Raw genomic sequence first — 13,943 nt, 5'->3', positions numbered from 1 at the left:
GGCCTGCCCGCCGTCGTCTCCTCTGCGCTGGACACGTCGGTGGGCATCGCCGGCGGCGCCGCCCTTGCCGCGCACCTGCCCGCGCTGCCGCACGCGTGCGGGCTCGGCACGGCGGCGCTGTTCGATGACGACGTCGTCACCCCGGCCTGGACGCCGCGGCAGGGCGTCCTGGAGGCGCCGGGGGAGCGGGCCCCCGAGCCGGACCCGGCGCTGCTCGCCCGGGTCCGCGCGGACGAGCGCACCCACGCGTGGTGGCGGGACCGGGTGGCCGCGGCGCACGCCGTCCTCGCCGCCGGCGGCCGCTGAACGAGACGACGGCAGGGGCTGAGGTCGGGCACAGCCGGGGCCAATAGGTCACGGCGGCGGGACGAAATCCGGCGGGCGGCAAGTGTTCCCTGGCGGTTCACCTGCGGGCCAGCGGACCGATCGAATGGCGGGCCACAGTGAGGCCCGGGTCCGCCCCGCCCGTCGGGCGCGCTGCGCGGACCGGATCACTCCCCGCGTCGAGAAGGACTCCTCATGCTCAAGCGCCTCCTGCCCATGGCCGGCCACACCCGCGGCAACCGCTCCGCCGTCACCTGCGCCCTGAAGTGCGGCAACGCCTGCTCGCACCCCATGCCGAACACCTCGGCCAACACCACGTTCCAGGAGATCGCCGAGACCGCGATCTCGCGGCGCGCGGCCCTCGGCGTGGGCGGCGGCCTGGCGGCCGCCGTCGTCATCGGCGCGCAGGTGGCCCAGGCCCCCGAGGCGCTCGCGGACAACGGCGCGGCCCCGCGCGGCGGCGGCAAGCTGGACTACCGGGCGATCGCGCCGGTGCCGCGCACCGTGGACACCGTCACCGTGCCCGAGGGCTACGACTGGGGCACCGTGATCCGCTGGGGCGACCCCCTTTTCGCGGACTCCGAGGAGTTCGACATCCTGCACCAGACCGGCGCCTCGCAGGCCGGGCAGTTCGGCTACAACAACGACTACCTGAACATCATCTCGGACGGCGGGAACGACCGCTCCGGCTACCTCGTGTCCAACCACGAGTACACGAACGAATACATCATGTTCCCGCCGGCGTACATCGCCTCGAACTTCACGGACGTCGTGGACGCCGCCATCGAGGCGCACGGCCTGTCCATCGTGGACCTCAAGCGCACCAAGCAGGGTGCCAAGTGGGAGTACGTCCGCGGCGGCCGCCGCAACCGCCGCATCACCGGCACCACCCCCTTCACGGTCACCGGCCCCGCCGCCGGGCACGCGCTGCTGAAGACCGTCGAGGACCCCACCGGCACCCGCGTGCTGGGCACCCTGAACAACTGCGCCGGCGGCACCACCCCCTGGGGCACCGTGCTCTCGGGCGAGGAGAACTTCAACCAGTACTTCAAGGGCCGCGGCACCGCGGAGGAGAAGCGCTACGGCATCGGCACCGGGACCACCGAGCGCCGCTGGGAGGAGGTCCACGACCGCTTCGACCTCACCGCGCCGGGCTACGAGAACGAGGCCAACCGCTTCGGCTGGATCGTGGAGATCGACCCGGAGGACCCCACGTCCACCCCGGTGAAGCGCACCCTGCTGGGCCGCTTCAAGCACGAGGCCGGCACCGCCGTCGTCGCGCCCTCGGGCCAGGCCGTGGTCTACTCCGGCGACGACGAGCGCCACGACTACCTCTACAAGTTCGTCTCGGCCAAGAAGGTCGTCGAGGGGGACAAGAAGCACAACATGACCCTGCTGGACGAGGGCACCCTGTACGTGGCCCGGTTCACCGGCGACTCCCCGGCGTCCGAGATCGACGGCCGCGGCACCCTGCCCTCGGACGGCGAGTTCGACGGCTCGGGCGAGTGGATCGCCCTGACCACGGACAAGAAGTCCTTTGTGCCCGGCATGTCCGTGGCCGAGGTCCTCGTCTACACCCGCCTCGCCGCGGACAAGATGGGCGCCACCAAGATGGACCGCCCGGAGGACGTGGAGACCAACCCGGTCAACGGCAAGGTCTACATGGCGCTGACCAACAACACCCGCCGCACCGCGGTGGACGAGGCCAACCCCGTGGTGGGCAACCGCGACGGCCACGTCATCGAGCTCACCGAGCGCGGCGGCGACCACGCCTCCACCCGCTTCGACTGGGTCATCCTGCTGCTGGCCGGCGACCCGGCCGTGTCCTCCTCCGTGTACTTCTCGGGCTTCCCCCAGGAGAAGGTCTCGCCCATCTCCTGCCCGGACAACGTGGCGTTCGACTCCGAGGGCAACCTCTGGATCTCCACGGACGGCCAGCCCGGCACCATCGGCTTCGGCGACGCCCTGCACAAGGTGACCCTGGACGGCCCGGAGCGCGGCCGCGTGGAGCAGTTCCTCTCCGTGCCCCGCGACGCCGAGACCTGCGGCCCCGTGGTCCACGACCGCGACAACTCGGTGTTCGTGAACGTCCAGCACCCCGGCGAGAACGGCATGTGGGGCGCGCACACGTCCTACTTCCCGGACTACCTGGACCCGGCCGGCCCCGTGCAGGTGGGCGACAAGGTGGCCGCCCCGCGTCCGTCCGTGGTCCAGGTGTTCGACGTGACCGGGAACAACGGCGTCGGCAAGGGCTCCGGGAAGGACAAGGGGAACAAGGGCGGCAAGGGCAAGGGGAACAAGGGCGGCAAGGGCAAGGGCCCGAAGGCCTGATCCTGGACCGAGCTGTCCTGCACCGTGCCGCCCTGAGGGCGATTCCGCGTCTCAGAGCGGCCGGATGCAGGACAGCTCGCGTCCTCCCGCCGCGAGGCCGTCACAGGCGGTGCGCACCGTGCGCCCGACGTGGCGCCCCCGCCGCCCTGGGCGCGCACCCCTCACGCGCCCCGGCCTAGACTGGTGGCCACCATGACCTCCGTCGACTCCCTCTCCGTCGCCCGTGCCGTGGCCGACGCCCTGATCGAGGCCGGCATGCGAGACGCGGTGGTCTGCCCCGGCTCCCGCTCGGCCCCGCTGGCCTACGCGCTCGCGGAGCGGGAGCGCGCCGGCGCGGTGCGGCTGCACGTGCGGGTGGACGAGCGCTCGGCCGGCTTCCTGGCCCACGGGCTCTCCCTGGCCTCGGGCCGCCCGGTGGGCGTGCTGACCACCTCCGGCACCGCCGTCGGGAACCTGCTGCCGGCCCTGATGGAGTCCTTCCACGCGGGCACCCGAGTGATCGCGCTGACCGCGGACCGCCCGACCGAGCTGCATGGCACGGGCGCCAACCAGACCACCTCCCAGGAGGGCGTGTTCGCGCTGCATGTGCGCCACGCCGCCTCCATCGGCTGCGACGCGCCCGCGGGCCGGGACGCGGACGCCCACCTGCGGGCGGTGGGGGCCGTGGTGCACCGCGCGCTGCTGGCCGCGGACGGCGTGGTCGCGGACGGCGCCGGGCACGACGACGGCGGCCACGTCCCCGAGCCCGGTCCGGTCACCGTGGGGGAGGCCCCGGCGGGGCCCGTGCACCTGAACCTGCAGTTCAGGGCCCCGCTCGTGCCGGCCCCGGACGAGGCCGCGGCGATGGGCTCGGCGCGTCAGTCCGCTCCGCAGTCTCCGGCCGACCCCGCGTCCGAGGCGGCCGTGCACTCCGCCTACCAGGCGCCGGGGGCCCTGCTCTCGGGCTTCCCGGAGCTGGACGTCGCCCGCCTGACGCAGCGGCGCACCGTGGTGCTCGCGTGCCACGGGGCCGGTCCGGTCGCGGCGGCGTTCGCGCTCGCCCTGGGCCTGCCGCTGCTGGCGGAGCCGTCCTCGAACGCGCGCTTCTCCGTGGACGCGATCGCCGCCTACCCGCTGCTGCTGGGCTCGGCGGGCGGCCGCGGGCCGGACTCCCACCCGCTGGCCGGGCGCATCGAGCGCGTGGTGCTGTTCGGCCGTCCCACGCTCACCCGTCCGGTCACCGCGCTGCTGGCCCGCGAGGACGTGGAGACCGTCCTGTTCGCGCCCGAGCCGGCGCCGTGGTTCGAGCCGGGGCGCCGCCGCGAGCGGCCGATCGAGACGCTGGAGGAGCTCGCCGACTTCGCCGGCCACGGCGAGGCCGGGTGGCTCTCGGCCTGGCAGCGGGCGTCGATGCGGGCCCAGGCCGCCGTGGAGGACGTGCTCGTCGCCGAGGACCTCCGCCACGGGCTGAGCCCGCAGTCGGTGGCGCAGGTGGGTGCCGCGGTCACCCGCGGCCCGCTGGTGCTCGGCTCCTCCTCGGTGATCCGGGACGTGGACCTCACCTGGCGTCCGCCGACCGCCCCGGACGCGGAGGTGTACGCCAACCGCGGCCTGGCCGGGATCGACGGGACGGTCTCCACCGCCGCGGGCGTGGCCCTGGCGCGGGGGATGCGCACCGTCGCCCTGCTCGGGGATCTCACGGCGCTGCACGACGTCGGCGGCCTGCTCGTCGGCCCCACCGAGGTGGAGCCGGACCTCGAGCTGGTGGTGGTCAACGACGACGGCGGCGCGATCTTCGCCGGCCTCGAGCACGGGGCCGTGGCCGCGGTGCCGGGCCTGGCCGCCCCCGTGGAGCGGCTCTTCGCCACCCCGCACGGCGTGGACGTGGCGGCGCTGGCCGCCGCCTACGGCATCCCGCACGTGGCCGTGTCGGACCGCGTGGGCCTCATCCACTGCCTCGCCGACCCCGTGCGCGGCCGTCGGATCGTGGAGGTGCGCTGCTCGCGGGCCGACCGCCCGCGCGTCGCCGCGGCCCTCGCCGAGGCCGTCCGCGCCACCTTCCCCGCGGCCGCCGACTCCGTAGACACCTTCCCCGCACCCGCCGACCCCGCCGCCGAGGAGGCCCCGCAGTGACCGCCGCGCCGTCGTCGTCCCCGTCCGAGTCCGCCCCGCCGCCCGTGATGCGCCGGGCGGACGTGCTGATCTCCGGCGGCGGCCCCGCCGGGGCCACCGCGGCCGCGCACCTCGCCGCGGCCGGGCTGGACGTGGTGGTGCTGGAGAAGACCGCGCACCCGCGCGAGAAGGTCTGCGGCGACGGGCTGACCCCGCAGGCCGTGCGCGAGCTGCAGCTGCTGGGCGTGCCCCATCGCGGCGAGCCGGGCGACGACGGCGGCTGGCAGGTGATCCGCGGCCTGCGGCTGCGCGCGGGGGAGCGGTCCGTGGACGTGCCCTGGCCCGAGACCCGCAGCTGGCCCGACTACGCGCTCACCCGCACGCGGCGGGACTTCGACGCCCTCCTGGCGGACCTCGCCCGGGAGCGCGGCGCCGAGGTCCGCGAGCGGCACGCCGTCACCTCCGTGGTGCGGGACGACGCCGGCCGGGTGTGCGGGCTGGACGCCGAGCTGATCGCGCCGAACGGCCGCAAGACGGGGGAGACGGCGCGCTTCGAGGCGCCCGTGGTGCTCTCCTGCGACGGGGTCTCCGCGCGCGCCGCGGTCTCCGCCGGGATCCACCGCCGCGAGGACCGCCCCATGGGCGTGGCCGTGCGGGCGTACTACACGGCCGGGCCCGCCGCGGACGGTGCCGTCCCGGCCCCGCCGGGGGACCGGGGCGAGTGGATGGAGTCCTGGCTGCGCCTGCCGGACGCGCAGGGCCGCCCGCTGCCCGGCTACGGCTGGCTGTTCCCGCTCGCGGACGGCACCGTGAACGTGGGCCTGGGCATCCTGGACACCTCCCCGCAGTTCGGGAAGTTGGACTACCGGGGGCTGCTGAAGTCCTGGTCCGGGGCGCTCACCCCGGACTGGGGGATCTCGGAGCAGACCCGCGTCTCGAAGATCCTCGGCGCTGCCCTGCCCATGGCGTTCAACCGCACCCCGCAGCACGTGCCCGGCATGCTGCTGGTGGGCGACGCCGCCGGCATGGTCTCCCCGTTCAACGGCGAGGGCATCGGCTTCGCCATGGAGGCGGCCCGGATCGCCGCGGACCTGGCCGTGCAGGCGCACGCCGCCGGGTCCGACGCCGCGGCGGACACGGTCCTCTCCCGGTACCCGGTGATCACCCAGCACCTGTGGGGCCGGCACTTCGCCCTGGGCGCCCGGTTCGCCCGGCTGATCGGCGATCCCCGCGTGATGCGGGCCTCGCTGGGCGCCGGCATGGCCGTCCCGCCGCTGCTGCGCGCGGTGGTCAAGGTCATGGGCAACACGGTGGACCCGGAGCGCGGCGACGCCGTGGACCGCGCGGTCCGCGTGCTCGAGGCGCTCACACCGGCGCTGACCACCGCGGACTCCGCGCCGTTGGGTAGGCTTGCCCGGTGAGCACCGCAGACCCCGGCTTCGCCCTGCCCTCCGGCTTCGAGCCCCTCGCCGAGCACGGTCGTGTCCTGGAGGTCGTGCTGACCGGGCTCGAGCAGGTCGAAGAGCAGCTGGACCGCGCCGTCAGCTTCGAGGACCTGTTCTCGGACACCGCCGCCCACCACCTGCTGGCCGCCGGCGGCAAGCGCGTGCGCCCCGTGCTCACGGTGCTCGCCTCCCTCCTGGGGGACCCGGCCCTGGCCTCCGGCGAGGTCGCGGACGTGAACGCCCAGGTGCGCCAGGCCGCCGTCGTCATGGAGCTCACGCACCTGGCCACGCTGTACCACGACGACGTGATGGACGAGGCCCCGGTGCGCCGCGGCGCCCCCGCCGCGCACCGCCTGTGGGGCAACTCCGCCGCCATCCTGGCCGGCGACCTGATCTTCGCGCGCGCCTCCCAGCTCATGTCCGAGCTGGGCATGCGGCCCGTGCGCATCCAGGCGGACACCTTCGAGCGGCTCGTGCAGGGTCAGCTCTGGGAGACGCAGGGCCCCGCCGAGGGCGCCGACCCCGTGGAGCACTACTACCGGGTGCTCGCGGGCAAGACCGGCTCCCTGATCGCCGCCGCCGGCATGCTCGGCGCGCTGCTGGGCGGGGCGGACGAGGAGGCTGTGCAGGTGATGAGCGCCTACGGCGAGAAGGTCGGCCTGGCCTTCCAGCTGGCGGACGACCTCATCGACCTCACGGGCACCGCCGAGCAGATCGGCAAGACCCCGGGCACGGACCTGCGCGAGCGCGTGCCCACCCTCACCACGCTCCTGCTCGACCGCGCCGCGGCCGGCGAGGGCCCGGACGCGCAGGAGGCCCGCCGCGTGCGCGCCCTCGTGGACGGCCCCCTGGACACGGACGAGCAGCTGGCCGCCGCGGTCGCGGCGCTCACGGCGCACCCGGCCATCGACGAGGCGTGGGCCGTCACCCGGGCCTGGGTCGACGACGCCAAGCAGGCGCTCGCCCCGCTGCCGGACTCCGTGGTGAAGACCTCCCTCGAGGGGTTCGCCGACTACGTGGTCGAGCGCTCGGCCTGAGCCGCCGCGCGGCCGCGGGCGGTGCATCGCCGCGCGGCCGTCCGCGCCCCGCTCGGTGGAGCGGACCTCAGTCCAGGAAGGTCGGGGCCGGGTCGAGCTCGGCGGCGAGCTCCCGGGCCTTGAGCGCGCGCACCTCGGGCGAGACCGGGTGGCGCAGCTGCCGGTAGAGCAGGTCGCCCTCGAAGCGGGGGAACACGTGCAGGTGGTAGTGCCACACGTGCTGGTTGCCGGCCGGCTCGTTGTGCTGGCGCGTGGAGACCCCGTCCGGGGACCAGGCCCGCTTCATGGCCAGCGCCACCTCGCGGGCCATCAGCGCGATGCGCTGCAGCACGCGCGGGGGCAGCTCGTAGAGGTTCTCGTAGTGGCCGGCCGGGCACACCATGGCGTGGCCCTCGTGGTCGCCGAAGCCGTCCACCGCGATCAGCACGAGCAGGTCCTCGTCCTGGTATACGGTGTCCGCGAGCTCGCACCGGTTCCCGGGGTCCGAGACGTCGCCGGCCACGAGCCCGCAGAAGGGGCAGACGTAGCCCTCGGGGGCGTGGGAGCGCAGCCGGGGTCCGCTCATCGCTCGTCCCGTCCGTCGTCGTCCTCCGGGTCCTCGAACGTCCAGGCGAGCAGGTCCGTGATGAACTCGCTGAAGGTGCCGCCCTCGTCCTGCCAGTCGCCCTCCTCGGCCTCGGCGCCGGAGGAGCGGCGCCACACGAGCGGGTCCGGCAGGGCCAGGTTGTCCACGGGCAGGCCCCACACCACGGTCTCCTCGGCGTCTTCGAGGAACATCAGGAAGCCGTCGCGCACCTCGAGGTCCTCGGGGTCCCACACGTAGTGGTCGGTCTCCATGAGGTCGCCGCAGTTGCCCAGGGCCAGGTAGAACTCGCGCAGGGCGGCGGGGACCATGAAGCCGGCGCCGAGCTGTCCGGCGGCGGGGGACTGGCCCAGGCGGGCCTCGACGTCGGCGGGGGACAGGCCGTCGTCCTCGGCCCACGCGTCCCCGAGCAGGTCCGGGACGAGGCGCTGGAAGGCGGGCAGGTGCACGGGTGCGGGGGGCTTGGCGGGCATGCGGCCAGTCTAGGCGCGCGCGCCGTGACCGGCCCGGGCCGCCCGACGGTGCAGGCGGGAGGCGCGGACCTGGTCCAGGGTGAAGACCACGAGGGAGAGCCAGATCAGCCCGAATCCGGCCCAGCGCGCGGCGGGCATGTGCTCGCCGAGCACGGTGACGGCCACGATGAACTGCAGGATCGGCGCCGTGTACTGGAGCATGCCGAGCGTGGTGAGGGTGAGGGCCTTCGCCGCGGCGGAGAAGAGGATCAGCGGCACCGCGGTGAGCACGCCGAGCCCGGCCATGAGCCAGAAGTGCGCGGGCCCCTCGGTGAACGTGGTGAGCAGCCCGGCCTGGCCGAGCCACACCATGCCCACGGCGAAGGCGGGCAGGAGCACCACGGTCTCGGCGGTCATGGTGGTCACCGCGTGCACGGGCGTGGGGAACCGCTTCTTCACGAACCCGTACAGCCCGAAGGAGAAGGCCAGCCCCAGCGCGATCCACGGGACCTGCCCCATGGCCGCGGACATCACGACGACGGCCGCCACGGCGATCCCGACGGCGGCCCATTGGCCGCGGCGCAGCCGCTCGCCGAGGAACAGCACGCCCAGCAGCACGTTGACCAGCGGGTTCATGAAGTAGCCGAGCGACGCCTGCAGCACGTTGCCGGTGGTCACGGAGACGGCGTAGAGCAGCCAGTTCGTCCCGATGAACCCGGCGGCCAGCGCGGTGGCGCCCCACCGGCCGGGGGTGCCCAGGGCCGCGCGCAGCTCCCGGAGGCGGCGCATGAGCGCGAGCAGCACGAGGCAGAACAGCAGGGCGAAGCCGACGCGCACCACCACGATCTCCACCGCGCCGGCGGGCGCGAGCCGCGCCATGTACAGGGGCAGCAGCCCCCAGAGGAAGTAGGCGGTGAAGCCCAGCGCCAGCCCGCGCGGGTCGTTGGCCGGGGCCGGGGAGACTGCGGGCAGGGCACCGGTGTCCGGGGCGGCGGCGTCGGGGGGCACGCCGGGGCGGCGCGAGGCGGGGGAGGGGCTCACGCGGGCCACTGTAGGCCAGTCCTCACCGGTGGGGGCCGGTGCGTCCCGGGTGAGCACTCTCACCCAGGTCGCGCCCAGTTGCGCCGGTAGACTGGGAGGTCGATCCCCGCGCGCCGACGCGCCGCCGCGAACCCGCCGCGGCCTCCCGGCGCGCCCCGCCGTCGTCGTGAAGGAACTGACCGCCGTGACCGAACGCCCTGACCGCCCGCTGCGCATCGCCATCATCGGCGCCGGACCCGCCGGGGTGTACACGGCGGACATCCTGACCAAGGAGGAGCGGGACTTCCGCGTCAGCATCGACCTGTTCGACCGCTACCCGGCGCCCTTCGGCTTGATCCGCTACGGGGTGGCCCCGGACCATCCGCGCATCAAGGGCATCGTGAACGCCCTGCACAAGGTGATGGACCGCGGGGACATCCGCTTCCTGGGGAATGTGGACTACGGCACGGACCTGAGCCTGGCGGACCTGCGCCGCCACTACGACGCCGTGGTGTTCTCCACCGGGGCGGTGCGCGACGCCCGGCTGGACGTGCCCGGCGTCGAGCTCGCCGGCTCCTACGGCGGCGCGGACTTCGCCTCCTGGTATGACGGGCACCCGGACGTGCCGCGCCACTGGCCGCTGGAGGCCACCCAGGTGGCCGTCATCGGCAACGGGAACGTGGCCCTGGACGTGGCCCGGATCCTGTCCAAGCACGCCGAGGACCTGCTGCCCACCGAGATCCCGGACAACGTGTACCGCGACCTGGCCGCCTCACCGGTCACGGACGTGCACGTGTTCGGCCGCCGTGGCCCCGCCCAGGTGAAGTTCACCCCGCTGGAGCTGCGCGAGCTGGCGCACTCGCGGGACGTGGACATCGTGCTGTACGAGGAGGACTTCGACTTCGATGAGGCCTCGGAGCAGGCGATCGAGGAGAACAACCAGGTGCGCACCATGGTCGGCACGCTCACCAACTGGCTCATGGAGCAGGAGGACCGTCAGCAGTCCGCCTCGCGCCGGCTGCATCTGCACTTCCTCCAGGCCCCCGAGGAGTTCCTCGACGAGGACGGGGACGGCCGGGTGGACGGGCTGCGGATGCGCCGCATGGAGCTGGACGGCGCCGGCGGCGTGCGCCCCACGGACCAGACCGTGGACTACCCCGTGCAGGCCGTCTACCGCGCCGTGGGCTACTTCGGCTCGCCCCTGGACGGTGTGGAGTTCGACGCCGCCCGCGGCGTGGTGCCCAACGACGAGGGCCGTGTGCTCGACGCCGACGGCGCCCCCGTGCCCGGCCTCTACGCCTCCGGCTGGATCAAGCGCGGCCCCGTGGGCCTGATCGGGCACACCAAGGGTGACTCCCTCGAGACCATCAAGCACCTCATCGAGGACGTGGACGGCCTCTGGACGGCGCAGGAGCCCTCGGAGGAGTCCGTGATCGACCTGCTCGAGTCCCGCGAGGTCCCGTACACCACGTGGGAGGGCTGGCAGGCCCTGGACGCGCACGAGAAGTCGCTCGGCGCGCAGGCCACGGAGGCCGGCCCGGTCGAGCGCGAGCGGGTGAAGGTCGTGGACCGCGAGGAGATGACCCGCATCTCCCGCGAGGGCGCCTGGGCCCCCACCGCCTGAGCGGCCCCGCCCCACGACGACGGCGCGCACCCCGGCGAGGGTGCGCGCCGTCGTCGTCCCGGCGCGGGGCGGGCGGGGGCGGGGCTAGGCTTCCTTCGGTGGCCCGCCTCCTCGTCGACCTGACCCCGCTGAAGGTCTCGCCCGCCTACCGGCGGCTGTGGGTGGGCAACACGCTGTCCTTCGTGGGCACGCAGCTCACGCTCGTGGCGGTCTCGCTCGAGGTGTTCGCCCTGACGGGCTCCTCGTTCGCGGTCGGCCTGCTCGGTCTGGCGGCGCTCGTGCCCCTGGTGGTGGCCGGCCTGTACGGCGGGGCCGTGGCGGACCGGCACGACCGCCGCACCGTGGCCCTGGCCTCCTCGGCCGTGATGTGGCTGACCACCGTGGGCATCGCCGCGCACGCGTGGGCCGGCATCGAGTCGGTGCCCCTGCTCTACGCGCTCGTGGCTCTGCACTCGGGCGCCTCCGGCATCAACCAGCCCACGCGCGGGGCGATCATCCCCGCCCTCGTGGGCCTGAAGCTGGTGCCGGCCGCGAACGCCCTGAACCTGATGACGTTCTCCGTGGCCATGATGGCCGGGCCCGTGCTCGGCGGCGTGCTCGTGGCCTCGGTGGGCTACGCGTGGACGTACTCGATCGACGTCGTCACGTTCCTGGCCGCCCTCTACGCCGTGTGGCGGCTGCCGTCCCTGCCCCCGCAGCGCGCCGAGGGCGAGGCCGCGCCCACCGGCCGCGTCGGCGTACGCTCCGTGGTGGAGGGGCTGCGGTTCCTGGGCTCCCGGCCCAACCTGCGCATGACCTTCCTCGCGGACATCGTGGCCATGACGACGGCGTTCCCCCGCGCCCTGCTGCCCGCCGTGGGCGGCGTGGTCCTCGGCGGGGGCGAGGCCGCCGTCGGGGTGCTGCTGGCCGCGATGGCGGCCGGCGCCTTCCTCGCGGGCCTGTTCTCCGGCCCGTTCACGCGCCTGCACGCCCAGGGCTGGGGCGTGTACGTCTCCATCCTCGTGTGGGGCGCCTCCGTGGCGGCGTTCGGCGGCGTGGTGTGGTGGGCGCAGGGGCTGCCCGACGGCGACCCCCGGCTCACCGGAGCGTTCGTGGCCGCGGCGCTGTGCCTGGCCGTGGGCGGGGCCGCGGACTCGATCTCGGGCGTCTTCCGCACCACCATCCTGCAGTCCGCCACCCCGGACCACCTGCGCGGGCGCCTGCAGGGCGTGTTCGTGGTGGTCGTGGCCGGCGGGCCCCGCGTGGGCGAGCTGCTCACCGGCGGCGCGTCCGTGGCCGTGGGGGAGGGGCTGACCCTGTTGCTGGGCGGGCTGGCGTGCGTGCTCGGCGTGAGCCTGCTGATGCGACGTCAGCCGGAGTTCCTGAAGTACGACGCGCGCAGCCCCACGCCCTGAGACGCACCGAGCCCCGCGCCCTGAGGGGCGCGGGGCTCGGGGTGCGCTGGGGTGCCGGCGGGGCGCTGCGGCGCGGCGGCCCGCCGTCAGTCCTTGCGGTCGGCCTCGATCGTGGCCGGCACGTCCCCGCCGAGGCGGCGCCAGTGCCGGATGAGGTCCTCGTCCGGGGTCTTCTGCAGGGTCTCGCGGGCCGTCTCCTCGGCCTTCTTGATGCGCCGGTCGAGGTCCTGGTGGGCGCCCTCGTACGCGGCGTCGTGCCGGTGCCCGCGCAGGGAGCCGGCGTCCTCGGTGCGCCGCTCCACGGGCAGGAGCTGCTCGGCCATCGCGTCCTGGTTGGCGCGCTGCGCCTTCAGGTTCGCCGGGGCCAGCGCCTGGGCCACGAAGCCGTGGTCCAGCAGGATCCCGCGGGGGGCCTCCACGCCGTGGCGCAGGGCGAGGTCCACGTAGTCGTCCAGGGTGAGGAGCATGGCGGCGCGGGCGAACTTCAGGTCGTCGATCGGCCGGCCGTCCACGCGGGCCCGCGCCCGGGCCTGGCCGATGGTGGCGTCGGCGGACCATACGGCCCCGCGGGGATCGATCAGGTAGAGCATGCGGACTCCTCGTCGGCTCGGGAAGGGTGCGGGCGGATCAGCGGAAGTTGACGAACTGCAGGTCGGCGTCCTCGAAGTCCTTGAGCATCGCGATGACCTGCTGCAGGTCGTCGCGGGACTTCGAGGAGACGCGCAGCTCGTCGCCCTGGATCTGGGCCTTGACGGACTTGGGGCCCTCGTCGCGGATCAGCTTGGTGATCTTCTTGGCGGTCGGCTGGTCGATGCCCTCCTTCATGGAGGCCTCGATCCGGTACTCCTTGCCGGAGGCGAACGGGGCGCCGGCGTCGAGCGACTTCAGGGAGATGCCCCGCTTGACGAGCTTGGACTCGAAGACGTCCTTGACCGCCTTCACGCGCTCCTCGGAGGAGGCCTTCATGAGGATCTTCTCGCCGGAGAAGTCGATCTCGGCGCCGACGCCCTTGAAGTCGTAGCGCTGGGCGATCTCCTTCTGCGCCTGGTTCAGGGCGTTGGACACCTCCTGGCTGTCCACCTTGCTGACGACGTCGAACGTGGAATCGCTGGCCACGGCTGGTCTCCTTCACGGTCTCGGGATGCGGGGCGGGCCCGGTCGGCGCCGCCCGGGGTGGGGCGGCGGCACGGGCTCTCTCGGGGTTCACCCTACCGGGGCGGGCGCTCGCGGTCGCGGGGCGATTGGCGGCGTGCCGCGGGGATGCTGTACAGTCGACTCTCGCCCGAGCGGTGCGCCACGTGAGTCACGTGGACAGCCGCGAAAGCGCCCGGCAGATTACCCGAGCGGCCAAAGGGGGCTGACTGTAAATCAGCTGGCATTGCCTACGGGGGTTCGAATCCCTCATCTGCCACGGGAGTCGGAAGACCCCGGGACCGGAGACGGTCCCGGGGTCTTCCGCTGTCTCCGGGGTCTTGTGGTGTCTCCGGCCCACCGCGTGTCGGGGCGTCTCCGGCCCTCCGCGCCCCGGGGAGTCCTCGTCCCCGGCCCGCGTCGCCCGCCGCGGTGGTGGGACCGGACCAGGCCGCACCCCTCAGATCGACGGAATCGGCTCGGATCGACGGCCGTTCCGTCGGTCCGAGCC

Annotated in this window: 11 protein-coding genes, 1 tRNA gene and 1 pseudogene; 8 read left to right on the top strand and 5 right to left on the bottom strand. The window is 74.3% G+C overall.

Features of this window, described 5'->3' with window-relative positions; genetic code table 11:
• The 5 genes and pseudogenes from NWP10_RS06315 to NWP10_RS06295 all read left to right on the top strand — a co-directional run.
• Positions 1–306: pseudogene (locus tag NWP10_RS06315) on the top strand (O-succinylbenzoate synthase); the annotation flags it as partial.
• 213 nt (positions 307–519) lie between these two features.
• Positions 520–2,655, top strand: coding sequence for a PhoX family phosphatase (locus NWP10_RS06310; protein ID WP_258300257.1), 2,136 nt, complete (start codon positions 520–522; stop codon positions 2,653–2,655).
• A 192-nt stretch (positions 2,656–2,847) separates the two neighbouring features.
• Positions 2,848–4,767 (top strand): 2-succinyl-5-enolpyruvyl-6-hydroxy-3-cyclohexene-1-carboxylate synthase, encoded by a 1,920-nt coding sequence (menD, locus tag NWP10_RS06305; protein ID WP_258300256.1) that lies wholly within the window; start codon positions 2,848–2,850, stop codon positions 4,765–4,767.
• Between the two features lie 47 nt (positions 4,768–4,814).
• On the top strand, positions 4,815–6,167 hold the full coding sequence (locus NWP10_RS06300) for a geranylgeranyl reductase family protein (RefSeq protein ID WP_258300258.1): 1,353 nt from the start codon (positions 4,815–4,817) through the stop codon (positions 6,165–6,167).
• Positions 6,164–7,228, top strand: a complete 1,065-nt coding sequence (locus tag NWP10_RS06295; protein WP_017488932.1) for a polyprenyl synthetase family protein — start codon at positions 6,164–6,166, stop codon at positions 7,226–7,228. The genes NWP10_RS06300 and NWP10_RS06295 overlap by 4 nt, the downstream gene beginning before the upstream one ends.
• Before the next feature lie 67 nt (positions 7,229–7,295).
• On the opposite strand, the gene NWP10_RS06290 is transcribed toward NWP10_RS06295, so the two are convergent.
• The 3 genes from NWP10_RS06290 to rarD are packed head-to-tail and all read right to left on the bottom strand — an operon-like array spanning position 7,296 to position 9,313.
• Positions 7,296–7,793: an HIT family protein gene (locus NWP10_RS06290; protein WP_017488933.1), complete on the bottom strand. Its 498-nt coding sequence runs from the start codon at positions 7,791–7,793 to the stop codon at positions 7,296–7,298.
• Positions 7,790–8,284 carry a hypothetical protein gene (locus tag NWP10_RS06285; protein WP_017488934.1) on the bottom strand — a complete coding sequence of 165 codons (495 nt, stop codon included), beginning with the start codon at positions 8,282–8,284 and terminating at the stop codon, positions 7,790–7,792. Before NWP10_RS06285 ends, NWP10_RS06290 begins: the two co-directional genes overlap by 4 nt.
• A 9-nt stretch (positions 8,285–8,293) precedes the next feature.
• Positions 8,294–9,313: an EamA family transporter RarD gene (rarD, locus tag NWP10_RS06280; RefSeq protein ID WP_258300255.1), complete on the bottom strand. Its 1,020-nt coding sequence runs from the start codon at positions 9,311–9,313 to the stop codon at positions 8,294–8,296.
• A gap of 175 nt (positions 9,314–9,488) precedes the next feature.
• Between rarD and NWP10_RS06275 the strand changes: the two genes are divergently transcribed.
• Both NWP10_RS06275 and NWP10_RS06270 read left to right on the top strand, forming a co-directional pair.
• Positions 9,489–10,907 carry an FAD-dependent oxidoreductase gene (locus NWP10_RS06275; protein ID WP_258300254.1) on the top strand — a complete coding sequence of 473 codons (1,419 nt, stop codon included), beginning with the start codon at positions 9,489–9,491 and terminating at the stop codon, positions 10,905–10,907.
• 98 nt (positions 10,908–11,005) lie between these two features.
• On the top strand, positions 11,006–12,301 hold the full coding sequence (locus tag NWP10_RS06270) for an MFS transporter (protein ID WP_258300253.1): 1,296 nt from the start codon (positions 11,006–11,008) through the stop codon (positions 12,299–12,301).
• Between the two features lie 86 nt (positions 12,302–12,387).
• Here NWP10_RS06270 and NWP10_RS06265 read toward each other — a convergent pair whose 3' ends face one another.
• Both NWP10_RS06265 and NWP10_RS06260 read right to left on the bottom strand, forming a co-directional pair.
• Positions 12,388–12,891: a hypothetical protein gene (locus tag NWP10_RS06265; protein ID WP_017488938.1), complete on the bottom strand. Its 504-nt coding sequence runs from the start codon at positions 12,889–12,891 to the stop codon at positions 12,388–12,390.
• Positions 12,892–12,928: 37 nt separating this feature from the next.
• On the bottom strand, positions 12,929–13,417 hold the full coding sequence (locus tag NWP10_RS06260) for a YajQ family cyclic di-GMP-binding protein (protein WP_258300252.1): 489 nt from the start codon (positions 13,415–13,417) through the stop codon (positions 12,929–12,931).
• Positions 13,418–13,630: 213 nt separating this feature from the next.
• Here NWP10_RS06260 and NWP10_RS06255 point away from each other — a divergent pair.
• Positions 13,631–13,712: transfer RNA gene (locus tag NWP10_RS06255), tRNA-Tyr, on the top strand.
• Positions 13,713–13,943 lie beyond the last annotated feature (231 nt).

It is taken from the genome of Micrococcus sp. HG099, assembly GCF_024723355.1.
GTDB lineage: Bacteria > Actinomycetota > Actinomycetes > Actinomycetales > Micrococcaceae > Micrococcus > Micrococcus endophyticus.
This window is presented reverse-complemented; position numbering and strand designations above follow the sequence as displayed.